General features: G+C 66.2%; 17 protein-coding genes and 1 tRNA gene. 9 read left to right on the top strand and 9 right to left on the bottom strand.

The genetic code is table 11. The features are described 5' to 3' along the window. From B1964_RS20290 to B1964_RS20280, 3 genes are all read right to left on the bottom strand, one after another. A partial coding sequence (locus B1964_RS20290; protein WP_139765813.1) for a PP2C family serine/threonine-protein phosphatase occupies positions 1-898 on the bottom strand: 898 nt, incomplete at its 3' end. Beyond that, positions 895-1,359, bottom strand: a complete 465-nt coding sequence (locus B1964_RS20285) for an FHA domain-containing protein (protein WP_006368640.1) — start codon at positions 1,357-1,359, stop codon at positions 895-897. The genes B1964_RS20290 and B1964_RS20285, both read right to left, overlap by 4 nt. Positions 1,360-1,612: 253 nt before the next feature. After that, positions 1,613-2,842: a DUF3662 and FHA domain-containing protein gene (locus B1964_RS20280; RefSeq protein ID WP_006368641.1), complete on the bottom strand. Its 1,230-nt coding sequence runs from the start codon at positions 2,840-2,842 to the stop codon at positions 1,613-1,615. Positions 2,843-3,198: 356 nt separating this feature from the next. On the opposite strand from B1964_RS20280, the gene B1964_RS20275 reads away from it, so the two are divergent. Beyond that, positions 3,199-3,284: transfer RNA gene (locus B1964_RS20275), tRNA-Leu, on the top strand. Here the strand turns inward: B1964_RS20275 and B1964_RS20270 are convergent. Together B1964_RS20270 and arr are read right to left on the bottom strand one after the other, a co-directional pair. Beyond that, on the bottom strand, positions 3,263-4,969 hold the full coding sequence (locus B1964_RS20270) for an FMN-binding glutamate synthase family protein (RefSeq protein WP_253194095.1): 1,707 nt from the start codon (positions 4,967-4,969) through the stop codon (positions 3,263-3,265). The genes B1964_RS20275 and B1964_RS20270 overlap by 22 nt on opposite strands. A gap of 105 nt (positions 4,970-5,074) precedes the next feature. Next, positions 5,075-5,503, bottom strand: coding sequence for an NAD(+)--rifampin ADP-ribosyltransferase (gene arr / locus B1964_RS20265; RefSeq protein WP_006368867.1), 429 nt, complete (start codon positions 5,501-5,503; stop codon positions 5,075-5,077). Positions 5,504-5,858: 355 nt separating this feature from the next. Between arr and B1964_RS20260 the strand changes: the two genes are divergently transcribed. Both B1964_RS20260 and B1964_RS20255 read left to right on the top strand, forming a co-directional pair. Beyond that, entirely contained in the window at positions 5,859-8,483 is a 2,625-nt protein-coding gene (locus B1964_RS20260; protein ID WP_079931054.1) for an ABC transporter ATP-binding protein/permease, read from the top strand. Then, positions 8,480-10,231 (top strand): ABC transporter ATP-binding protein, encoded by a 1,752-nt coding sequence (locus B1964_RS20255; protein WP_079931053.1) that lies wholly within the window; start codon positions 8,480-8,482, stop codon positions 10,229-10,231. Before B1964_RS20260 ends, B1964_RS20255 begins: the two co-directional genes overlap by 4 nt. Here the strand turns inward: B1964_RS20255 and B1964_RS20250 are convergent. Further along, positions 10,228-10,620, bottom strand: coding sequence for a hypothetical protein (locus tag B1964_RS20250; RefSeq protein ID WP_020172901.1), 393 nt, complete (start codon positions 10,618-10,620; stop codon positions 10,228-10,230). The genes B1964_RS20255 and B1964_RS20250 overlap by 4 nt on opposite strands. An 87-nt stretch (positions 10,621-10,707) precedes the next feature. Between B1964_RS20250 and B1964_RS20245 the strand changes: the two genes are divergently transcribed. From B1964_RS20245 to B1964_RS20235, 3 genes are all read left to right on the top strand, one after another. Further along, the gene (locus B1964_RS20245; RefSeq protein ID WP_079931052.1) at positions 10,708-12,180 is read left to right on the top strand and encodes an alpha-amylase family glycosyl hydrolase; all 1,473 of its coding nucleotides are present in this window, start codon (positions 10,708-10,710) and stop codon (positions 12,178-12,180) included. A gap of 78 nt (positions 12,181-12,258) precedes the next feature. After that, the gene (locus tag B1964_RS20240; RefSeq protein ID WP_079931051.1) at positions 12,259-13,371 is read left to right on the top strand and encodes a ferredoxin reductase; all 1,113 of its coding nucleotides are present in this window, start codon (positions 12,259-12,261) and stop codon (positions 13,369-13,371) included. A gap of 90 nt (positions 13,372-13,461) precedes the next feature. Then, entirely contained in the window at positions 13,462-14,700 is a 1,239-nt protein-coding gene (locus tag B1964_RS20235) for a fatty acid desaturase (protein WP_172398910.1), read from the top strand. 322 nt (positions 14,701-15,022) lie between these two features. Here the strand turns inward: B1964_RS20235 and B1964_RS20230 are convergent, their stop codons facing one another. Together B1964_RS20230 and B1964_RS20225 are read right to left on the bottom strand one after the other, a co-directional pair. Then, positions 15,023-15,931: a diiron oxygenase gene (locus B1964_RS20230; RefSeq protein WP_006368876.1), complete on the bottom strand. Its 909-nt coding sequence runs from the start codon at positions 15,929-15,931 to the stop codon at positions 15,023-15,025. Between the two features lie 86 nt (positions 15,932-16,017). Further along, positions 16,018-16,887: a phosphatase PAP2 family protein gene (locus B1964_RS20225; protein ID WP_020172898.1), complete on the bottom strand. Its 870-nt coding sequence runs from the start codon at positions 16,885-16,887 to the stop codon at positions 16,018-16,020. 171 nt (positions 16,888-17,058) lie between these two features. Between B1964_RS20225 and B1964_RS20220 the strand changes: the two genes are divergently transcribed. Continuing rightward, the gene (locus B1964_RS20220; RefSeq protein ID WP_139765812.1) at positions 17,059-18,567 is read left to right on the top strand and encodes a CdaR family transcriptional regulator; all 1,509 of its coding nucleotides are present in this window, start codon (positions 17,059-17,061) and stop codon (positions 18,565-18,567) included. Here B1964_RS20220 and B1964_RS20215 read toward each other — a convergent pair. After that, on the bottom strand, positions 18,550-19,653 hold the full coding sequence (locus tag B1964_RS20215; RefSeq protein ID WP_253194094.1) for a transporter substrate-binding protein: 1,104 nt from the start codon (positions 19,651-19,653) through the stop codon (positions 18,550-18,552). The two genes, B1964_RS20220 and B1964_RS20215, sit on opposite strands and share 18 nt — an antisense overlap. A 310-nt stretch (positions 19,654-19,963) precedes the next feature. Here B1964_RS20215 and B1964_RS20210 point away from each other — a divergent pair, with 310 nt between their 5' ends. Together B1964_RS20210 and B1964_RS20205 are read left to right on the top strand one after the other, a co-directional pair. Beyond that, a complete protein-coding gene (locus B1964_RS20210) occupies positions 19,964-22,012 on the top strand; it encodes a hydantoinase/oxoprolinase family protein (protein ID WP_079931055.1) in 2,049 nt (682 codons plus the stop codon). Positions 22,013-22,057: 45 nt separating this feature from the next. After that, entirely contained in the window at positions 22,058-24,070 is a 2,013-nt protein-coding gene (locus tag B1964_RS20205; RefSeq protein ID WP_079931047.1) for a hydantoinase B/oxoprolinase family protein, read from the top strand. Positions 24,071-24,180 lie beyond the last annotated feature (110 nt).

Below are 24,180 nucleotides of genomic sequence, written 5' to 3'. Positions count from 1 at the left end.
GCCCCTTGTGTCCGGTCCGTACCGGCTCGTCGTCGTCGGGCAGGATCGTCGGCTGCTGCGGCGCCTCGAGCGGTGGACGCAGCGCCGCCGCGCGGCCGGCCGCGGTCTTCGGGTCCGGGGTGTAGGCGTCCTCACCGGTACCCGCGGCGCCGCCGACGATGGGCCGTGATTCGCCGTAGTCGGTGTCGACGACGTCGGCGAGCACGACGGTCACGTTGTCCGGTCCGCCGCCACGCAAGGCGAGTTCGATGAGCCGGTCGGCGCATTCCTTGTAGTCGCTGATCGAACCGAGTGTCTCGGCGAGGGTTTCCTCGCTGACCACATCGGAGAGCCCGTCGCTGCACAGCAGATACCGGTCGCCGGCACGCGCCTCGCGCACGGTCAGGGTCGGCTCGACCTCGGTACCGGTCAGCGCCCGCATGATCAGTGATCGCTGCGGATGGGTGTGGGCCTGCTCGGGGGTGATGCGGCCCTCGTCGACGAGCGTCTGAACGAAGGTGTCGTCGCGGGTGATCTGGGTGAGCTCACCGTCGCGGTAGAGGTATCCGCGGGAATCGCCGATGTGGCACAAGCCGATTCGGGAGCCGGCGAACAGGATCGCGGTGAGGGTGGTGCCCATCCCGTCGAGTTCGGGTTTCGCCTCGACCTGGGCGGCGATCGCGTGGTTGCCGGCCTGGGTGGCGTGATTGAGGGCGTCGAGCAGATCTCCGGTCGCGTCGTCCTCGTCGAGGGTGCGCATGGATTCGATGACCAGTCGGCTGGCGACCTCACCCGCCGCGTGACCGCCCATGCCGTCGGCGAGCGCGAGCAACCGCGGACCGGCGTACGCCGAATCCTCGTTGTTCGATCGGACCAGACCCTGGTCACTACGCGCGATGTAGCGCAGTACGAGTGTCACGGGCGCAGCTCGATCACGGTCTTGCCGATGCGGATCGGCGTGGACAGCGGGACCTTCACCGCCGTGGTCACCTTGGATCGGTCGAGGTAGGTGCCGTTGGTGGACCCGAGATCCTCGACGTACCAGTCATCCCCGCGGCGGGACAGTCGTGCGTGCCGCTCGGAGGCGTAGTCATCGGTGAGCACCAGCGTCGAATCGTCGGCGCGTCCGAGGAGCACCGGCTGCGTTCCCAGCGTGATGCGGGTGTTCGCGAGCGCACCCGCGGTCACCACCAGGTACCGCGCGGACCCCTTCGTGCTCGGCTTCGCCCGTCCCTTCTCGGCCGTGCCTCGAAAGCGCGGCAGCCGGGATCCCGAGGCGGTGACGATGTCGGCGCGCACGGTGCGGATCACGGCATAGACGAACAGCCAGAGCAGCAGCAAGAAACCCAACCGGGTCAGCTGCAGCACCAACCCCTGCATGTCGTCATCCACCTCCAGCGCATCTCAACGGTCGTCGATCGAACGAGTCGGTCTCCGACGATACGGAGGATCCCCACCCGGGCGGGTCCGGGACGTACAAGACCCGAGGTGCATCTTATGGGCTCAACCCGGTGCGCCCGTCATTCAGATGTGTCAGTTCTGCATCAACGGGCGTCGTGCCTGCGTACGCGCGGCCGTCGTCGGCACCGACCGCCGCCACGGCGGAGGCGCGTCGTACCGCCGAACTCGACGCCTACTGGAAGCGGACGGTGATGTCGGAGTGACCGACGCGAATGCGGTCGCCGTCGGCGAGTTCCCAGCTGTTGACCTGCACGTCGTTGACGGTGGTGCCGTTGGTGGAGTTCAGGTCGGTGAGCATCGCGGTGCTGCCGTCCCAGCGGATCTCCAGATGACGACGCGAGACGCCGGTGTCGGGGAGGCGGAACTGTGCATCCTGGCCGCGGCCGATGACGTTGGAGCCCTCTCGCAACTGGAAGGTGCGGTTGCTGCCGTCCTCGAGGATCAGCGTGATCGCGGTCGGCGCGTAACCGGCTGCCGGACGGCCGTAGCCCTGCTGGTAGTCGTAACCACCCTGCTGGCCGTAACCGCCCTGCTCGTACCCCTGCTGGCCGTAGCCCTGCTGGTAGTCGTAGCCGCCCTGCTGGCCGTAGCCCTGGTCATAACCCTGTTGGCCGTAACCCTGCTCGTAGCCTTGCTGGCCATAGCCGCCCTGCTCGTAACCCTGGCCGGGCTGCGCATAGCCCTGGTCGTAGCCCTGTTGGCCGTAGCCGCCTTGTTCGTAGCCCTGCTGGGCATAACCCTGCTGCTGGCCGTAGCCCTGGTCGTAGCCGGGCTGTCCGTAGCCGTTCTGCTCATGGGCGGGCTGCCCGTAACCGGCCTGCTCGTGGCCCGGCTGGCCGTAGCCCTGCTGGTAGTCGTACCCGCCTTGCTGGCCGTAGCCCTGGTCGTACGCAGGTTCCGGTGCCCTGCGCTGGTCGTATCCGGGGTTCTGCGTCATCTCTGGGGCTCCTACTTGTTTGGCCGCATCGTGTGGATGCGGCTGTGACTGTGGTCGGGGTACGCCTCCGTCACGCACCGGTCGCGGCTGGGCGTCCGGGTTGACCGCGCCGCGCGCACGGAACATACCCGTGTGCAGGGACGGAGACTGGTCGAATTCGACGACGACCTGACCGTATGTCTGCCACCCGTTGTCCTTGATGAAGTTCTCCAGGTGTTTGGAGAACCTCTTGCGGTTCAGCTCGTACTCGGCCGCGATCTGATCGTGGTCGGTCGGACTGAAGAGCAACGTGTAGCTGTTCGCGGCCAGGATTGTACCGTCACCGAGATTCTCCAACGATTCCTCGGCTTCTCGCTGCAGGCCGTTCTCGATCTCCTGCGGGGCGACCTCGCCGCCGAAAACGCGCGCGAAGCCGTCATCGACAGCACCCTCGAGCTTGCGCTCGATGCGTTGCAAAATCCCCACCGTCGACCTCCCTTCGCGGCTTGTGTGGCGTGTCGCCGTGCGTGTGGCCTTTACAGATGATACCGATACTGACGGCCCAGGCTGCCATGAAGCAACTGCTGTACCGTCTGCAACATACGCATCACCACCGTCATGTGGTGTGCGCCTACCCCTGAAATCATCCCTGACCAGCGCTTTGGCGTCCACCCCCTGGGTTGCGCGTAGCTGAATGACGCGGGTTGTCCGACGGGTCAAAGTCATCGTTTTTCACTTGCGGTGAGGTGCGTGCTATCGTCGTCCAGGCCGTTGATCGAACCCATCGATTCACGGTCATGCCCGCCGAGAACTCGCATGCCCGCCGAGAACTCGGCGGCCACGGGCGAGTGGCGGAATGGCAGACGCGCTGGCTTCAGGTGCCAGTGTCCTTCGGGACGTGGGGGTTCAAGTCCCCCTTCGCCCACCACGGATCGACACATAACGATCAGTATGACGTTTCACCCGGATTCCGGGTGCTTCGTCATACTGATCGATTTTTTCACCCGTGGTGGTCCACATCGGGCTGCCCACGTACGGCCGAAACGACTCCGCATCCGCCCGCTCCCAGTCCGCCCGCCACGACGCCGGCGGATCGGCCAGCAGTACCCCCTCGTCGAGCCATTCGAAGATCTCGGCGTAGGAGCGCTGATCGGTCGCCGACAACCGCTTTCGCAGCATGTGCGGGCTCAGTTGCGCCGGGTCGTCGACGCCCATCGATGCCATGATCCGCATGGCCTGGGCGACGGTGGCCTTCTGATAGTTGAAGACGCGTTCGCTCTTGTCGGCGATGTCGAGGGCGCGGGCACGCCGCGGGTCCTGGGTGGCGACGCCGACGGGGCAGTGATTGGTGTGGCAGCGCTGCGACTGGATGCATCCGACGGCCATCATCATCGCGCGGGCGGCATTCGTGTAGTCCGCACCCTGGATCAGTCGTTTGACGATGTCGTTGCCGGAGGCCACCTTTCCGCTCGCACCGATCCGGATGCGGTCGCGCAGCCCCACGCCGACCAGCGCGTTGTGCACCGTCATCAACCCGTCGGTCAGGGGCAGGCCGACGTGATCCTCGTATTCCAAAGGCGCAGCGGCGGTTCCGCCTTCGGCACCGTCGACGACGATGAAGTCCGGGGTGGCGCCCTCGGCGAGCATCGCCTTGCACATGGCGAGCACGTCGATCCGCGAGCCCACGCAGAGTTTGAAACCCACGGGTTTGCCGCCGGACAACTCTCGCAGTCTCGCGACGAATCGAATCAACTCGCGCGGCGTCGAGAACGCCGAGTGCGCGGCCGGACTCACGCACTTCTGTCCTTGCGGCACACCGCGATAGCGGGCGATCTGGGCAGTCACCTTCGCCGCCGGCAGGACGCCGCCGATACCCGGCTTGGCGCCTTGGCTCAGCTTGATGTTGATGGCCTTGACGCGCTCGTCGGCGGCTTTCTCCGCGAACGTGTCGGGATCGAAATGCCCGTCGGCGGTGCGGGTTCCGAAGTAGCCGGAGCCGATCTCCCAGACGACGTCGGCGCCCTGGAGGTGAAACGGTGTAAGCCCGCCTTCGCCGGTCTCGTGGACGAACCCGCCCTTCATCGCGCCTTTGTTCAAGGCGCGCAGCGCATTCGCCGAGAGCGCACCGAAGCTCATCGACGACACGTTCAGCAGCGCCATGTCGTACGGGCGGGTGCAGTCGGGCCCGCCGATGCGGATGCGAAACGGCTCGGGCGGATTCTCGATCGGGGCGGTCGAGTGGACGAGGTACTCGTAGCCGGGCCGGTCGATGTCACGCTCGGTGCCGAAGGCGAGTTCGGCGGCGGTGCCTTTGGCGCGTTCGTAGATCAGCGAGCGGGTGTCGCGGTCATAGGGCCGGCCGTCGAAGTTCCGCTCGACGAAGTACTGCTGCATCTCCGGGCGCAACGCCTCGAGCAGGAACCGCATGTGGCCGAGCACCGGATAGTTCCGCAAGATCGAATGCCGGCGCTGCGTGATGTCGTAGACGGCCACCACGGCGACGGGCACCAGGATCACCGCGGCGACGATCCACGCCCACGACCATTCGACGGCCGCGATCACCGCGGCCACCGCCGCGACAACGAGGACGGCTACTGCGACAAACCGGACCATACGGTGCTCTCTTCTCCGGGCACACCATTTGCAGCCCAACCGGTTTCGGGCTGACGGCGGCCTGGCACGAGTCTAGCCGTCGCAGCGGCCCCCGCCCGCAGACGATCAGTCGTAGATCACCGCCGCGCCGCGTCGGCGCAGATCGGCCAGGCCGGCGCGCCTGGCGTCGATCAGCTCCGGAGAGTGCCCCACCCAGTCGGTCAGTTCGCCGACCACCCGCACCGGTTCTCGCGAGCGGAACGAGCGGGTCGGGTTGCCGGGGAACTTCTTGTCGGTCACGTTCGGGTCGTCCTCGACGGGTCCGGTCGGCTCGACGAGGTAGATGCGGCCCGGTCCGTCGCCGAGAGCCAGCTCGGCACCCCACGCCGCGGCGTCGAGAGTCCGCGTGAAGTAGATGTGGTTGGCGATGCGGCCCTCCTCGTAGTTCGAGCCGTATCCCGGTACCAGGAGGTCGCCGACGTTCAGCGCGGCCTTGGTGCCGTGCAGGTAGGCGCCGGAGTCGTGCACTTCGAAGGGCGTCGGAGCATCGGTCATCAATGGCCTTCCTCAGGTGTGTGGGCGGTGGGCGTATTCGCAGCGCACCGAGTGTGCACCCGCCACCGGCCCTTGCCGCAAGCCCCACCTGCAGTCGTATGGTGAAAGGGGAAGCACACCGAGCCGCCGGCACGGCACGAGTAGTGCACTACCTGCGCTTCGCGCTCCCCGGCACCTGATTGTTCCCCGATTCGCGGGAATCGTTGCCGTCGTCAAGCGAACCTGAACGACCGACCCAGAACCCTGTGCACCCCACTCCTCGTTTGTTAGCCTTGCCTAAGCTGCGCGGCATTTCGGACACTCGCCCGATACGCGCCGGTCGCGAAGAAGACGCAACGACGATGGGGGTGGGCAGATGTCCCGTGGATTCGGGGGAGCGGTCATGCGCGCGTTCGGCGCTCGTGACCACCTGGCAACGGTCACGAGCGTCGAGCAACGCGCCCCACACCTCGTTCGTGTGCGGTTCCACTCCGACACCCTGTTCTCCGAGGCGTTGACCGGACCCACGTCGTGGATTCGGGGTTGGTTTCCCGACGACGACGGTCGTGAACACCAGCGCGGCTACACCTTTGCCGATGCCGACGCCGATGCCGGAACCTTCGCCCTCGACTTCGTGCTCCACGAGCCGTCGGGCCCGGCATCGCAATGGGCACGACAGGCACAACCGGGACAGTCCATCTCGGCGATGTACATGAGTTCGGTGCCGTTCGAGGTGCCCGACGAGAACCCGCCCGCCGGCTACCTGGTCATCGGCGACTCGGCATCCATCCCGGCGATCAACTCGATCATCGACGCCGTGCCGCACGACATCCCGATCGAGGCCTACCTCGAGCAGCACGAGCCCGCCGACCGCGAGATCCCGCTCAACAATCACCCGCGGATGCGGCTGCACTGGGTCCCACGCACCGACGCCACCGCGCTCGCGTCCGCGTTGGAGCCCCGCGACTGGTCGGACTGGTACGCCTGGGCCGGCCCGGAATCGAACTCGCTCAAAGAGATCCGCAAACGACTCAAGGAGTTCGGATTCCCCAAGTCCGAAACCCACGTCCAGGCCTACTGGGCGCAGGGCAAGGCGATGGGTAAAGAGCGCGACCCCGACGCGGAGTCCCCCGACGGAACCGCCGGCGAGCGGACCCCGGCGGTCGAGACGATCGAGCCGCTGGCCGTCACAGCTGCCACCGGTGCGGTCGCTCCCGCCGAGCCCGCTTCGCAGGGCCAGTGGCGCGCCAACGCCGCGGGCAAGCTGCTCGCCCCGCTGAAGCCGATCCTCACCATCGCCGGTGTCCTGCAGGCGATCGTCACCCTGCTCCAGCTCGCTCCTTACGTGCTTCTCGTCGAACTGTCCCGCCGCCTGCTGGCCGGCGCCGACTCCGGACAGCTGTGGTTCGTGGGCACACTCGCGGTCACCCTGATCGGGCTGGGCATCCTGCTGGAGTCGGCATTGCTGTTCTGGCTGCACACCGTCGACGCCCGCTTCTCCCGCCATCTGCGCAGCCGGCTGCTGCGCAAGCTCGCACGACTTCCCTTGGGCTGGTTCGACTCCCGCAGCTCCGGTGGCATCAAATCACTCGTCCAGGACAACACCCTCTCGCTGCACTATCTGGTCACACACGCGGTACTCGACGCGGTGTCGGCCGTCGTCGCGCCGATCGCGGTGCTGATCTACCTGTTCATCGTCGACTGGGGGGTGGCACTGTTCCTACTGCTACCCGTCCTCGGTTACGTGTTCACCATGTACCGCATGATCATCGCGTCCGGCTCCAAGATCCCGGTCGCGCACGCGTGGGAAGAACGGATGAACGGTGAGGCCGCATCGTATCTCGATGCGCAACCGGTGATCCGGGTGTTCGGCGGCGCGATGGATTCGCGATTCCGGGCCCGACTCGAGGAGTACATCGATTTCCTCGAAGAGTGGCAACGGCCCTTCGTCCGAACCAAGACCGTCATGGACCTCGTCACCCGGCCCACCACCTTCTTGTGGCTGATCGCGCTGGTGGGCACGGGATTCGTCATCTGGGGCTGGATCGAGCCGATCGACCTCATCCCGTTCCTGTTGTTGGGCACCACCTTCGGCGCCCGACTCCTCGGCATCGGCTACGGTCTGAGCGGGCTCAAGGCAGGTATGCTCGCCGCCCGCGACATCCAGATCACCCTCGACGAGCCCGAACTCGTCACTCGCGACGCGACCACGCCGCGAACAGCGGACGCCGGCGTCGTCTTCGATCGCGTCACCTTCGGTTACCGCCCCGCAGTGCCTGTCCTGCACGACATCTCACTGCACCTGGCGCCGGGAACCGTCACCGCACTGGTCGGCCCGTCCGGCTCGGGCAAGTCCACTCTCGCGGCGTTGTTGGCCCGCTTCCACGACCCGGACGCCGGAACCATCCGAATCAACGGTCGCGACATCGCCACCATGGACGCCGACGAGCTCTACCGCCAACTCGGATTCGTGTTGCAGGACACCCAACTCGTCGCCGGGACCGTCGCGGAGAACATCGCGCTGGCGGTCCCCGACGCGAGTCGCGCGCACATCGAGCAGGCCGCTCGCGACGCCAACATCCACGAGCGGATCCTCGCGATGCCCGACGGCTACGACACCCCAGTCGGACCCGACGCCGCACTGTCGGGTGGTGAGTGTCAGAGGTTGACGATCGCCCGGGCCATCCTCGCCGACGCCCCGGTGCTGATCCTCGACGAGGCCACCGCCTTCGCCGACCCGGAGTCGGAGTTCCTCGTCCAGCAATCGCTGAGCCGCCTGGCCGCCGGTCGTACCGTGCTGGTCATCGCGCACCGGCTGCACACCATTGCCGACGCCGATGCCATCGTCGTCCTCGACGGCGGCCGGATCGTCGAAACCGGAACGCACCGTGAGCTTCTCGCCGCGCGTGGGACCTACGCGACATTGTGGGCCGCGACCGAACCCGACAGCCAGGACCCACTGGCCGAGCACGACGCACTGACCGAGGGAGCCCGTCGATGATCACCACCTTGATCTCGTTGCTGCCGGATCGGTCTCGCCCGGAGCTGCGGAAGTTCGTCGCGCTGAGTGTGCTCTCGGTGCTGGTGCGCGCGGTCGGCGTCGTGCTGCTCGTACCGCTGGTGTCGGCGCTGCTCGATGGCCGCCACGGCGACGCACTGGCCTGGCTCGCCGCACTGACGGCGGCCACCGTGGCCGGCTGGCTCACCGACTGGGTCGGCTCGCGGGTGGCCTACGACCTGGGATTCACCTTGCTGGGCAGCGGCCAACATGTGCTCGCCGAGCGACTTTCGCGCATCCGGCCGACCTGGTTCGGCGCGGAGAACACCGCCACCGCCCGGCAGGCCATCGCCGCGACCGGCCCGGATCTGGTCGGCGTCGTCGTCTATCTGGTGGTGCCGCTCCTCGGTGCGATCCTGCTGCCGGTGGTCATCGGCGTTGCGCTGCTGGCGATCTCGTGGCAACTCGCACTGGTGGCATTGGCCGGTGTCCCGCTGCTCCTCGGCGCACTATGGGGCAGTGGGGCCATCAGTCGGCGCGCCGACCACGCGGCCGACGCCGCGAACGCCGCCCTGACCGAGCGCGTCGTCGAGTTCGCCCGCACACAACCGGCGCTGCGCGTCGCGCGTCGCGCCGATCCGGAGCGCAGCCTCGCCGGCGACGCACTCGCCCGCCAGCACGGCGCAACGCTGCGGCTGCTGTTGCTGCAGGTCCCCGGTCAACTGCTGTTCGGTCTCGCAGCGCAGATCGCACTGTTCGCGCTCGCCGGCACCGCCGCATGGCTCACCGTGCGCGGTGATCTGTCAACAGCGCAGGCCGTCGCGCTGATCGTGGTGGCCGTCCGCTACCTCGAACCGTTCACCGCGCTCGGCGAACTCGCCGGCGGACTGGAGAGTGTGCGTCTGACCCTGCGGCGCATCCGCACCGTCCTCGACGCCCCGACGCTCATCGACGGACCGACGTCGCGGCCGGCTCCGACCACGGCACCGCGAATCACGTTCGAGGGCATCCGATTCGACTACGACGACCCCGAACACCCTGTCCTCGACGGCCTCGACCTCATCATCGAACCCGGCTCTACCACCGCCATCGTCGGCCCGTCCGGATCGGGGAAGTCGACGATCCTCGGACTCATCGCCGGCCTGCATCAGCCGACGGCGGGGCGCATCCTGTTCGACGGCGTCGATGCCGCCGACCTCGATCACGAGTCCCGTCGCGCGCTGACCAGCGTGGTGTTCCAGCAGCCTTATCTCATCGAGGGCAGCATCGCCGACAACGTCGCCGCCGGCGATCCATCGGCGACACCCGAGCGCCTGCGCAGCGCCACCGCGCTCGCCCGGGTCGACGAGATCACCGATCGTCTGGCCGATGGCGTCGATTCGGCTGTGGGAGAGGGAGGTTCGGTTCTCTCCGGCGGTGAGCGCCAACGCGTCAGCATCGCCCGCGCCCTGGTCAAACCCGCGCCCGTGCTGCTCATCGACGAAGCAACGAGTGCCCTCGACAACAGCAACGAGCGCGCCATCGTCGATGCCCTGTCGGCGCAGGACCGCCCACGCACCCGCGTCATCGTCGCCCACCGACAGGCCGGCATCCGCCGCGCCGACCGGGTCATCGTGCTCGACCGGGGACGCATCATCGAGGACGGCACGCCCGACGAATTGCTCGCCGCGGGTGGACGTTTCACCCGATTCTGGGAGCATCAGAGCGCCGCGGGCCGGTGGAAGCTGACCGGAGCGGGCGGTCAGGCTTAGCCCCGCCGCGCCACCCAGATCCGCTCCGCCTCCCGCTTGCCGACGACACCGACCAGCGGGATGCGATCGATCTGATCGACGGTCAGCATCGCCTCCGGCCGAGCGATCCGCGTCAACTCGTCGGCCGTCGGGAGGCCCACCTCGACGGCCGCCTCGCAGAAGTCCCATCCGGTGATGCTGTCGTGGATCCACCGGCGCTGCGCCTCGGGGCGCTGATGATCCTCCGCAGCGAACCAATTGGCCACCAGCACCGCCTTGTCGGCGAGCAGGGTCCACATCTTGGTCCGGTCGATCCGCGCATGCGCCTTGGGCCGGGTGATCGCGAGCCAACACAGACTCTCGTCCGCCGGATCGAGCAACTGCCAGTACTGCCACCTCAGGTCGACCACCCCCTCAGGGTAAGGACCGCGATATCCGGGGTCGCCGAACCCGACCGCCGAGGTGGCTGACGGCGAGAAATCTGGCACAGTAACGCTGTGCAGCCCCACCCGGTCATCTACGAGATCAACACCTGGCCGTGGTTGGAGCGGATCGGTCGGCGTCTTGGCCACCCGGTCACCCTCGGCACGGTGCCCGAGGACGTATGGGACAGCATCGCCGTCGGACCCGTCGACGCCGTCTGGCTCATGGGCGTGTGGCAGCGCAGTCCGGCGGGAGTGCAGATCGCGTTGGCCGACGGTCCCCTCGTCGACACCTTCCGCGCCGCTTTGCCCGACTACACCTCCGACGACGTCGTCGGCTCGCCCTACTGCATCCGCGACTATGTCGTCGACGAGCACCTGGGCGGGTGCGACGGGCTGGCCACCGCCCGCGCCGCCCTCGCCGCCCGCGGGATCGGACTGATCCTCGACTACGTCCCCAACCATCTCGCGACGGACCACCCGTGGGTCACCACGCATCCCGAACGCTTCGTCGCCGGCACCACCGAGGACATCGACGCACGCCCGGCCGAGTTCGTCGGGGTCGGCGGGCGGGTTCTGGCCAACGGCCGCGACCCCCACTTCCCGCCGTGGCGAGACGTTCTGCAGCTCAACGCCTTCCACCCGGAGACCGTGGACGCCGCGATCGACGAACTGCGCGGGATCGCCGAGCGCTGCGACGGGGTGCGCTGCGACATGGCGATGCTCATGACGACCGACATCTTCACGCGGACCTGGGGCGACCGGGTCGGTCCGGCACCGGCGCAGGACTACTGGACGCGGGTCATCCCCGCTGTCCGCGAGCAGCACCCCGGCTTCCTGTTCGTCGCCGAGTCCTATTGGGGCACAGAACAGTTGCTACGGTCCCAGGGCTTCGACCACTGCTACGACAAGGCATTCACCGATGCCCTCGAGCACCATCCGCACGAGGTCGCCCGCCTCATCCACCACGACCCGGACCCCGCCGGCAAGGTGCGCTTCCTCGAGAATCACGACGAGCCGCGCGCGCAATCGGTATTCGGCCACCGCCATCGGACGGCGGCGCTGACGGCACTCACCCAGCCGGGCGCCCGCCTCGTTCACGACGGCCAGGCCGACGGCCGGACCACCCGGCTGCCGGTGCAGTTGCGGCGCGAGCCCGTTGAACCGGTGGACCCCGACCTCCGCGACTTCTACCGCACCCTTCTGCGCGCCCTCAATGAAAGCCCGATGCGCACAGGGGATTTCGATCCGCTGCACATTCACGGCTGGCCGGATCGGCCCACCGGGGGATTGGTTGCCTGGGCGTGGACCGATGCGTGTGACGCATCGGACGGCGGGGGCCGCCACCTGATCGTGGTCAACCTCGACGACGCCGCGGCCGCCGGTCGTGTACAGACTCCATGGCCTGCGCTGACCGGGTCCACCGCCACCCTCACCGACCTGCTCACCGGCATCGACCATCACCGGCCTGCCGACCCCGACGAGTACGTCTTCGTCATGCTGCCCGGCTGGGGTGCACATCTGCTGGACGTCCACATCCATCCGTGATGCGGACCGCACGGAGTCTGTGATGCGCACCACCAATTGGGTGTACAGTCGTGCACACACATTGCCGGAGGGAGGCCGATGAATCTTCTTCGCTGGAGCAAACGCCCAGCCGCGGGGGTCAACGCAAAGAACCCGCAGGCCAACGTCGTGCGCGGACTCGTCGCACGGGCCACCACACCGCTACTGCCCGACGACTACCTGCACCTGATCAATCCGCTGTGGTCGGCGCGCGAGTTGCGCGGACGCATCGTCGAGGTCCGTAAGGAGACCGACGTCTCGGCGACGGTCGTCATCAAGACGGGCTGGGGATTCCCCTCGGACTACAAGGCCGGCCAGTACGTCGGCATCGGTCTGCAGGTCGACGGACGCTGGCACTGGCGCTCGTACTCGCTGACGTCGTTCGGGGAGAACACCGACGACACCATCTCCATCACCGTCAAGGCCAACCCCGACGGTTTCCTGTCGACGCACCTCGTCGACGGTGTCGCCCCGGGCACGGTGATCCGCCTCGCCGCCCCCAAGGGCGATTTCCATCTACCCGAGCCGCTGCCCGAGTCGATCCTGTTCCTCACCGCGGGCAGCGGGATCACCCCGGTCATGGGCATGTTGCGCTCGATGAGTGCACGCGGCGAGATCCCCGACACCGTCCACGTTCACTCTGCGCCCACCCGCGACGAGGTCATCTTCCTGGACGAACTCGAGTCCCTCGACGAGCAGGTGCCGACGTATTCGCTTGCGCTGCAACTGACCAGGTCCGACGGTAAGTTCTCCATCGACGACATCGACGCGAAGGTCCCCGATTGGCGGGAACGGTCCTGCTGGGCATGCGGGCCGGTCGCCTTCCTCGATGACATCGAGTCGGCGTACTCGGCGGCGGACCTCCGCGATCAACTGCACATCGAACGTTTCGCCATCGCGCGGACCGATTTCGGTGGTGAGGGCGGCACCGTCACCTTCGCCAGATCCCAGAAGACCGCCGAACTCGACGGTGCCACCACACTTCTCGAGGCCGGTGAGAACCTGGGAATCCAGATGCCGTTCGGCTGCCGGATGGGCATCTGCCAGACCTGTGTGGTCCCACTGGCCCAGGGATATGCACGTGACCTGCGCACCGGAGAGGAACGTCGCGAGGGCGAACGTATCCAGACGTGTATCAGCGCCGTATCCGGGGAATGCACGCTCGACCTGTAGAAAAATCGGGATCGCGGTCCAGCCCGCGGCCGCATCCCGCCACGCGGCACATCGCCGCACACCAGTCCGATCATCGGGAGGACGATGCCCATGGCGATCACCGACATCGACACCTATGCCCATCTGACCGAGGTCGACGTCGATGCGCTCGGCGCCGAACTCGACGCCATCCGGCGCGACATCGAAGAATCGCGCGGAGCGGCCGACGCACGATACATCAAGCGCACCATCACCTTTCAGCGCGCACTGGCCGCCGGTGGGCGGGTGGTGTTGCTGTTCAGCAACCGCAAACCCGCATGGCTACTCGGCGCCGGACTGCTCGGCGCGGCCAAGATCATCGAGAACATGGAGCTCGGCCACAACGTGATGCACGGCCAATGGGATTGGATGAACGATCCCGAGGTCCATTCGTCGTCATGGGAGTGGGACACCACGTGCCCGAGCGTGCAGTGGAAACACTCACACAACTTCGTGCACCACAAATACACCAACATCGTCGGAATGGACGACGACGTGGGCTACGGAATCCTGCGCGTCACCCGTGACCAGCCGTGGGAGTGGTGGAACGTCGGTAACCCGATCTACAACCTGACACTCGGCACGTTCTTCGAATACGGTGTGGCGCTGCACCATCTCGAGACCGAGAAGCTCCGCAAGAAGGAGAAGACCTACCGTCAGGCGGCCAAGGATCTGCAGATCATCGGCCGCAAGGTCGGCAAGCAGGCCGCCAAGGACTACCTGATCTTCCCGGCGCTCTCTGGTCCCAACTGGCGCACCACGATCACCGCGAACCTGACCGCCAACTTCATCCGGAACTATTGGTCGTACATGGTGATCTTCTGCGGTCACTTCCCCGACGGTGCGGAGAAGTTCACCGTCGCCGAGTACGAGGAAGAAGATCAGCCGCGCTGGTATCTGCGACAGATGCTGGGATCGGCCAACTTCCGGGCCGGACCGATCATGCGTTTCATGAGCGGCAATCTCAGTCACCAGATCGAGCACCACCTGTTCCCGGACCTGCCCAGCAACAGGTACGAGGAGATCGGCGTCCGCGTCCGCGAACTCTGCGACAAGTACGACCTGCCCTACACCACCGGCAGCCTCCTGAATCAGTACGCGCAGTCGTTCCGCACGATCCTCAAGCTGGCCCTGCCGAACGCGCTCTTGAAGGCGACCTCCGACGATGCGCCGGAGACCGCGTCGGAACTGCGGTTCGCCATTCGTGGCGGTATGTCGAACCACTTCGGCGTCGATCCCGACACCGGCAAGCGCCGAGGTCTGCGCACGGCATTACGGGAACTGAAGAAGGCGCCCGTCCAGCCCGCGTAGCCGTCGTTTCCGCGGAATACGAATACAGCTTCCACGTGAGCGGGCCGGCACCCGTGATTTCACGGCGTGTCGCCCCGGATCGGTGGAAGTTGTATTCGTATCTCCCGCTGTTCCGGGTCCTCACCGATCGGTGGTCGGGTTCGCTCCCGCTGAGTGCCTTCTTCAACCGTTGGTCGCGCCCGCCCCCGCGGGTGTACTTTGATCGTTGGTCGGGTTTGCCCCGCCGGGTCTTCTTCGACCGATGGTCGAGGTGCGACGAGCCCCCTGGGGCGAGGAGCCTCGAGACCCCCTGAGCCACAAACGATCCCAACCCCATCACCACTCAGAGCATGTGCACCTTGCGGTACACGCGGGCGGCGGCGGGGGTGAGCAGCCCCACGTCGTCGAGGAACTCCATGAGGTGCGCGCACCCGGTGCGCACCATCGACTGGAAGTGATGGTTGCGCCGCATCTCGCCGATGGCCCGGTGGTGGTCGAGGCCGGCGTCGATGTAGGCCTGCGGGCGCACGAGGCTGGTGAAGATGTACGAGGCGGCGGTGGCGAGGTAGAAGGCGCTCCACTGTCGCTTGATGAAGCCGATGTCGCGCACCGACTTCCGCACCTCCTCGCGGGCGAACTTCATGTGCCGCGATTCCTCGAGGACGTGGATCTCGTTGACCGTCCGGATGAACGGCAGCACTCGCTCATCACGCATGCAGCCGCGCTGGAACACGTCGAGGATCTCCTCGGCGACGAGGATGCCCGCGTAGGCCACCTCGTCCTTGACCGTGGCCATGAAGAATTTGCCGAAGCGTCCGAGCCGCGGATGCGGTTTATAAGACGTGCCGACCATCTTCTCGCTGGCCTTGGCGAACATGATCGAGTGGCGGCACTCGTCGGCGATCTCGGTGAGCGCGAACTGGAATTCTGGTCGGTGATAGTCGGCGAGGTACTGATCACGGATGACCACGCCCTGCAGCATCATCTCGAACCAGATCCCGATGCACATGATCGACGCGAACTCGTGCCGAGTGAGCTTGATCCGCTGCTCCTCGGTCATCTCCTCCCAGTACGGAGTTCCGTAGAGCGTTGACCATTCGGGACTGCAACCGTACTTCGTCGGATCCATCGGGGCGTCCCAATCGATCTCGGTCATGGCGTTGCGGGACAGGCGCGCCGCGGATTCGAGGAGACGGGCCGAGACCTCGTCGGGACCCGAATCGACGGTGGATGTGAGGGGAGCCACGGTCATGAGTCCATGACAGCATCAACCGTGACATTAGTCAATGGCATCTTTGGGGCGAAGGGTCTGCCCGGACGGAGACAATCGAGCCGCGGTCAGCCCAGCCGCGAGCGATACGCGCACGGGCGATATCCACCCAGCGCGATACCCATGACCGTCGCGATACCGACCGCCGTCGCGATCTGTCGCGGGTCGCCGTAAGACGTGCCGACGATCAGCGGTGTGGCGATGACGGTGATGAGAAATGCCAGGCTGCGCATCAAGAACGAACCCCGGGGGGTCGGTGAGTCCGCCCACGGATCGGGCAGCAGCGCGCCGAGACCGATGACGATGAGCACGGAGATCACCACATCGCTGGGCCGATGCCAGCCGTCGGCGACCAGACCGAACTCGATGACCGACGCCCACGTCGCACCGACGGCGACGACGAAGGGCCGCAGCCACTTCGGTGCCGCCGCGATCAACACCACCACGCACGAGGTGACCGCGGCGGCATGACCCGACGGCGCCGAGTTGGAGGTCTCGGCGATCCAGGAATGCAACCGCGGCCGGACCAGCACACCATCGCGCAGGTAACGGGTGAGCACCACGATGATCACCGGAAAAACCAGCAGCGCAGCGGTTTTGACGAGCGCGATGCCCACTGGTGTACGTCCGGTCACCGCTGGGATCACCGACCCGCCGACGGCAAGCATCGCCGCGATCACCCAGATTCGCGGATCGGTGACCGCCTGCACGGTGAGGATGTGCGGCACATGGGCGACAGCGGAAGCGCGCCGCGCCGCATCGAGGACGTACTGGTCGACGAGCTGGCCCCATGATGTGCGGACCGCAATGCCGTAGACCGCCGCCGCAAGCAGCAGCGCGAGGATCGTGGTGACCACCGCCGCGCCGAGGCCCGTCGGCCGACGAACCTCGCGGCGCGGCGTCACGTCGCCGGGCGGCGTCGTTGCCAGGACACTCATGTGCCCGAGGCTAGGCGACAAATCTGGGAAAAGGCTGGGTCGGGGAATCGGGCGAGTCGCGACACATGGTCCGACCACGACAATCCTCCGGTGCCGTCACCGGGTGCGCTCGGGTCGAGATATGTCTCTTTCGCGGCGATACTGAGGGTTCGTTCGCTCGGAGGAGATGTGGTGACAACCGTCGACGACATCCTTGCGCGGCACGGTCTGATAACCCTGACGCCGGGATTGGTGGAGCGAAGCCGCGAGCACGAGGTGCACGGGATCAGTGAGGTGACCAGACGGGGCGAACCGCAGGTCGCCCGTGGTGCGCTGGTGTATGTCGCGCGCCATCAGTGGCCGGATGTGGTGACCCCGGCAACCCTTGCCCAGCGCATCCGATCCGGTGGCGGGGTGGCGGTGCTCGTCGACAACGACGATCTCGGACTACCGCCCGAGTTCGTCCATGATTGTCTGCGGTCGTCCCTGCCGGTGTTCGTGCTTCCGCGAACCACAACCGTCGACGAGATCCGTTCAGCTGTAGGGCCGGCACCGTCGGATCGCGCGGTTCAGGACGCCACCGACGTGTCGGAGATCCAGAAGCTGCTGGGCCGTCATGCCGAGGACACCGGGACCGAGGTGTGGCTGGCATTGTCGGGTTGCCTGATCCCGGGCACCCCGGGTATGCGTCCGGCGGCACGGGTCATCGACGTCCTCGGCAGTGAACCCTCGAAGCTCTCCGGTGCCGCCCTGCAGGGTGTGTCGTTGCGGATCGAGGTGGCGCCGGGCACCTCGGTGGTGATCCTGAATCCGCATCGCCGCAAGCTGAGTCGACGTTCCGTCGACTCGCTGGTCCGCGCGGTGGCGGCGTGGCGCCACGCGTTGCAGGTACGGCGATCGGCACGGGCCTCGATAGAAGCGGCGCTGATCCGCGAATTGGCGCAGGCGAACGCCCCGTCGGCCACACTCGACCCCTGGGTCCGATCGTTCGGGTTCACCACCGGCGCACGGGTACGGGCGATCGTGCTGGTGGTCGACGAGCACGATTCCGCGCCGGCGTTTCTCGTCGACGCGCTGCACGACGTGGCGGTGAATGCGGGAACCCGATGTGTGGCAGGAGCTCACGGCCCGTGCGCCTATGCCCTGGTCGAATGGGAAGCGTCGGACACCGCCGATGCCGGGGAAGCATTCGAGGACAGCCTGGCAGGGTTGGCGCGCTTGTTCGCCGCCCGGGACGGACTCACCGTGAACGTCGGGTTCAGCTCGTGTGTCCTGCAGAGCGCCGACGATCTCGTGCGTGGATTCATCAGCGGGCGACAGCTCGCGGAACGAACCGCGCGCAAGGTCAACGCCCCGCTGGATCGGTTGCCGTTACCGCCGACGACCGCGGGGGCACTACTCGCCGGAGACCCCACCGCGCGCGACACCTTGATCCGAACGCTGCTGGTCCCGGTCGAGGACTACGACGCACGTCGCGGTACGCAGTACCTCGGGACCCTGCGCACCTTTCTGGCGCTCGACGGCCACTTCGGTGCCACTGCAAATGAATTGGGCATCCACATCAACACCCTGCGCTATCGGTTGTCGAGGATCGAGAACCTCAGCGGTCGGGGACTCGCCACCACCGGGGACCGCAGCGACTACTACCTGGCCCTGTGTCTACGGGAGTCGATGCAGCCGGAGTCACCGAATCGCGGCTGAGGGTGAGCTGCCCGACCACCAGGGCTCCGGCACGCGGGTGCCGAATTCCTCGAGGATGACGTACGCGCCGTCGCGCGCCTGCACCAGGTAAGACGGGTGGACGCTGTAGTGATCGCTGCGGAAATAGAACGGTGCCCCTTCCGGGTTTCCGTCGAAGCGCACGCCGGTCATGGCCGCGTTCAGTGAGTCGGCACCGGTCAGATCGATCTGGTCTGCGGCCAGGCATGCGGCGTGGACGGCGTTGTAGGCGCCGACCTGCGCCGGATGGGCCCACCGCTGTCCGCGAACGGCCGACAGACCTCCGCGGTAGGCGGCATTGATCGGTGAGTCCAGTGCCGAGAAGTAGGTACCGACCATGTAGTGACCATCGCTGATCGAGGTCGGCATGTGTGCCAGGTCGATCTCGGTGGTGACGGTGGCGGCGATGGGTACGCGGTCGGCCGTGAGTCCGGCCGCCGCAAACTGCTGGTAGAAGCTGGACGTCGAGTGCACGCCGACCAGGTTGCAAAGGACGACGTCGGGTTGCCGCTCGGAGAGGTCGGCGACGATCGCGCCGAACCTGGTCTCCCCCAGGGGAACGAACCTGCTTGCCACGATCTCGATGTCGAGCTGCGCGCCCAGACGGCGGATCGCCTCGGTGAGGATACGCGGATAGATGTAGTCCGACCCGACGATGTAGACACGCCGGCCGAGGTGGCCGGCGATCCAGCGAAGGTAGTCGGCGATGTACTGGTTGGGTGCTGCTCCGCAGTAGTACACCCGTGAATCGTTCTCTTCGCCTTCGAAATAGGTCGGGTACATCAACAGCGACCGGAACTGGTGGATCAGCGGGATCATGGCAACCCGGCTCGCCGAGGTGTATCCGCCGACGACGAGATCGACCGCATGCGTCTCACACAGTTCGCCGACCCCACGCGTCAGCGCCGAGACCTCTGAGCGGTCGTCGACGACCACCGCCTCGACCGGTCGTCCACCGACCCCGCCGCGGTCGTTGACCTCGCTGACGGCGAGCAGCGCCCCGTCGAGGATGGACTGGCCTGTTTGGGCATCCGGACCGGACAGCGAGAAGAGCATCCCGATCTTCAACGTCGCACCCCTTTACCGGCTTCGTGATTGACCCCACTATGCCACCGCGATGCCGACTCGGGGTGTCGGCGCGGGCGGATCGGCGGCCCTGCGATGTTGCGGTCGGGTGACGACGGATTACGCCGGCGTGTCGTCATCTCGATGTAACGCGGGTCGGTGGACGATTCGCGCAGATCAGCGAGGTGCCGAGGGACGGGCGTGTCGTATTCTCCAGCCTCGCGGTCATCCGAGTTGGGTGTTGAACCAATTGTGGCCGTGGGCCTTCGGGCTGTTGTCTGTGTGCGACAGCGACACCGTTCAGGAGGCACCCATGACCGAGGCCATCAGCAGTCCCACGATCCGCACGGCCGTCGACATCGGCGGGACGTTCACCGACGTCTTCGTCCAGCGCGGCGACGGCCGGATCGTCACCGCCAAGTATCCGACGCAGGCGAATCCGATCGAGGGTGTCCTCGCCGGGATGAAGCAGGCCGGAATCGACTGGAGGGACGTCGAGTTCTTCTCGCACGGAACGACAATCGCGACCAATGCGCTCATCACACGCAACTTTCCCAAGATCGCGATCGTCACCACCAAGGGGTTCCGGGACGTAACCGAAATCCGACGCGGCGATCGCGAGTCGTGGGATCCGTACCAGGAGGTGGCCAAGCCCTTCGTCGCGCGACGCAATCGGCTCACCGTCACCGAGCGCATCGGCTACGACGGCAAGGTCCTCGAGCCGATCGATCAGGACGAGGCCTGCGAGGTGGCCAGAGTTCTGCGACGCCGCGGAATCGAAACGGTGGCAGTATGTTTCGTGAACTCGTTCACCAATCCCGAGCATGAGGAGGTGATGGCCGAGATCTTGGCAGAGGAGCTGCCGGGCGTGGCCATCACCACCTCGAGCGACGTGCTCCCGGAGATCTTCGAGTACGAGAGGTTCTCCACGACCGTCGCCAATGCCGCCCTGGTCCCGATCATCGGTCCGTATGCCCGGACCCTTGAGTCGCGCCTGGCCGAGAGCGGCTACGACAACGACGTGCTGCTCCTTCATTCGGGCGGCGGTGTGATGACACCGGCGATGGCCGAGAAGTACGGTGCGCGCCTTGCCGCTTCGGGTATCGCGGCCGGAGCGCTCGCCAGTCGGCACATCGCCCGGATGTGCGGCTACGAGAACTCGATCGGGTTCGACATGGGCGGAACGTCCACCGATGTGTCCCTGACCGACAACGGGGTCCTCGGTACCACCAACATGTGGAGCGTCGAGTTCGGTTATCCCATCTGCTTTCCCAGCATCGAGGTGTTGACCATCGGCGCCGGCGGGGGCTCGATCGCCTGGCTCGACGATGCGGGCTCGCTGCGCAACGGGCCGCAGTCCGCGGGTTCGGAACCCGGGCCGGCGTGCTACGGCGGTGGTGGTGACCTCGCCACGAACACCGACGCCAATCTCATCCTCGGAACCGTCGGCAAGAAGCTCGCCGGTGGGGTCAAGGAGCTCGACGACGAGCTCGCGCACGCCGCCGTCGCCACGATCGCCGCCCCGTTGGGGCTCGACACCGAGGCCGCAGCGCAGTCGATCATCAAGGTCGCCAACGCCAACATGGCCGATGCGATTCGACTCATCTCCATCCGCAAGGGACACGACCCCCGGGACTTCGCCCTGGTCGGCTTCGGTGGTGCCGGTCCACTCCATGTTGCTTATCTGGCAAAGGATCTCGGCATTCCAACGGTGATCATTCCGCCCCATCCCGGTGTCACCTCGGCGATGGGGTGCATGCTGGTCGACATCCAGCACGACATCACCACGATGTACCTCACCGATGCGAGCGAAGCCGATCTCGACCATCTCGTCAGCTCGTTCGAGGACCTCCGTGAACAGGGTCGGGCCCGACTCGAGGCCGAGCACGTGGCAGCCGAGGACATGGTCTTCGAGTACTACCTCGACATGCGGTATATGGGTCAGTGGCGCGCGATCGCGGTGCCGGTGAGCATGCCGCTGACGAGTCTCGACGACGTGGTCGCGACCTTCCACGCCAACCATCTCAAGGAGCACAACTTCTCTGCCGAGGACGGCGGGGTGGAGATCTATCGGATCTCGGTGCGCGCCATCGGATTGACCCCGCGGACCGACGCTCCGCGCGCCGAGCTCATCGATCCGGCCACCTTCGCCCCGACGCCGACCGAACTGCGCTCGGTCCTGTTTCCCGACGAGGCCACCCGACTCGAGACGCCGGTGTACGACCGCGGCGAGCTGCCCGCGGGAGCAGTACTGCAAGGTCCGTGCATCATCGACCAACTCGACTCGACGACGGTAGTTCCGCCACAGACGACGGCGACCGTGGACGAGTGGGGAAACCTCATCCTGACCTTCGCCTCCTGATCTGTTCCCGAAATACATTGCCGCCCTAGTGAACAGGAAAAACCCATGCCAACCTCGCTCGATCCGGTGACCTTCGAGGTCCTCAAGAACGCTTTCATCAACACCGTCGACCAGATGGCCGAGCAGATCCTGCGGACCTGCTACTCATTCGTCATCTATTCCCGCGACTTCTCTTCGGCCATCTGCGACACCGAGGGAAACACGGTCATGCAGGGCACCGGCGACATCGCCGCGCACGTCGGCACGTTGCACTACACCGCCAAGGCGGTCATCCTTCAGTTCGACGGTGACATCCACCCCGGTGACGTCTTCGTCATCAACGACGTCTACGAGGGCGGCAGCCATTTCAACGACACCCGCATCATCCGACCCATCTACTACGAAGGCGAACTGCTCGGCTATGCACAGGCCAATGGGCACTGGGCCGACGTGGGTGGGGCAACGCCGGGATCGTTCAACGTCAAGGCACTCGATCACATGGGCGAGGGTCTGCGGATTCCGCCGACGCGCCTGTGGAGCAAGGACGAATTCCTCACCGACGTCGCCTATCTCATCGCGAAGAACACCCGCAACCCGCGCGACATCATCGGCGACATGCAAGCCCAGGCGGAGGCGACACGGGTCGCCGAGCGCGAGATCCAACGACTGTGCGACAAGTACGGTGTCGAAACGATCAAGACGGCGATGGCCGAGGTCCAGGATTACGTCGAAGACCTGACCCGCGCCAAGATCGCCGCCCTGCCCGACGGTGTCTGGTATACCGAGGATTACATCGACCAGGACCCGGCGCGCGGTGAGGGGCTCATCCCGGTGACGATGAAGATGACCATCGAGGGTGACCGCGTGCACTACGACCTCAGCGGGTCACATGCCTCCATCTCCTCGATGCTCAATGCGGGTTTCGGTGGGTCGTTCGCCGGCATCGTGGCCGGTACGAAGATGCAATTCCCGGATATTCCACTGAATTCCGGCTTCTATCGGGTGGTGACCGCTGATCTCGGTCCGGCGGGCTCGGTCGTCAACGCCGATTGGCCTTCTCCCTGTGCGGGATTCTGCTCGGGTCCCTTCGAGAAGATCATGAGTTCGGTCTTCGAGATCTGGTCGGATATTCAACCGGAGCGTGCGATGGCGTGCACTTTCAATCTCGAGTATCTGCTCGTGGGAGGCCGCGACAGCAGGGAGGACGGAAGTCCGAATTTCATGTGGTACGACTGGATGATGGGCGGCTGGGGTGCCCGCAACGGCGCCGACGGCTACAACGGATCGGCCGCCGTCTTCGGAGTGCAGTACGGCACACAGCCTTTCGAAGGTCAGGAACGCTTGGCCCCGGTTCTCACGTCCTGCCATGAGCTCGTTCCGGATTCGGGTGGCCCCGGGAAGTTCCGTGGCGGCCTCGGAGCGGAGAAGGGCGGTCGACTGTGGGCGAGCGACAACACCGTCATGTCGTACTGCTGTGACCGGGAACGCTCGGTGACCTGGGGGCTGTGGGGCGGGTTGCCGTCGATTCCGCATGGTGTCTGGCTCAACAAGGGCACGCCGGACGAGCAGTATCTCGGTTCGATCTTCGCGGCCCTGCCAATCAAGTCGGGCGACGAGTTCACCCGTCCCTCGGCCGGCGGAGGCGGTCTCGGCGATGCCCTGCAGCGTGATCCCGCCGCGGTCCTCGAGGACGTCATCGATGGTTACGTCAGTATCGGCCGCGCGGAGAAGGACTACGGCGTGGTGATCCGCGAGATCGATCCCGAGGTCTTCGAGTACGAGATCGACGAGGCGGCGACTGACCTCGCGCGGTCCTACATCCGATCGCATCGGCACGAGTGGATGCGCCGGGACCCGAAAGAGGTCGCCGACGAGTATCGGGCGGGCCTGATCAACGAGATGGATTGTGTACGCCAGTACGGCGTCATCCTCAACTGGGGTACCGGTGTGGTGCTCGAGAACACCACCACACAGTTCCGCGCGATGTTGCAGCGTCGAACCATCACGCACTGGACCGACGACCCCGCAACGGATTTCGTCAAGGACACCCTGCGCATCGAGCAGTCCGCCACCGTGTGAGGCCGACTCGCGCGCAGTGACGCACCGGCCCGTATCGGTCGGTGCCTTCCCGCACCAAACGCTTTCCACACCAAACCCTTTCCACACCAACCCAATGGCGGGGGGGGGGG

This window comes from Gordonia sp. i37 (assembly GCF_002043085.1).
Classification (GTDB): Bacteria; Actinomycetota; Actinomycetes; order Mycobacteriales; family Mycobacteriaceae; genus Gordonia; species Gordonia polyisoprenivorans.
Note: the sequence above shows the minus strand (reverse complement) of the source record. Positions and strands in the feature narration are given on the sequence as shown.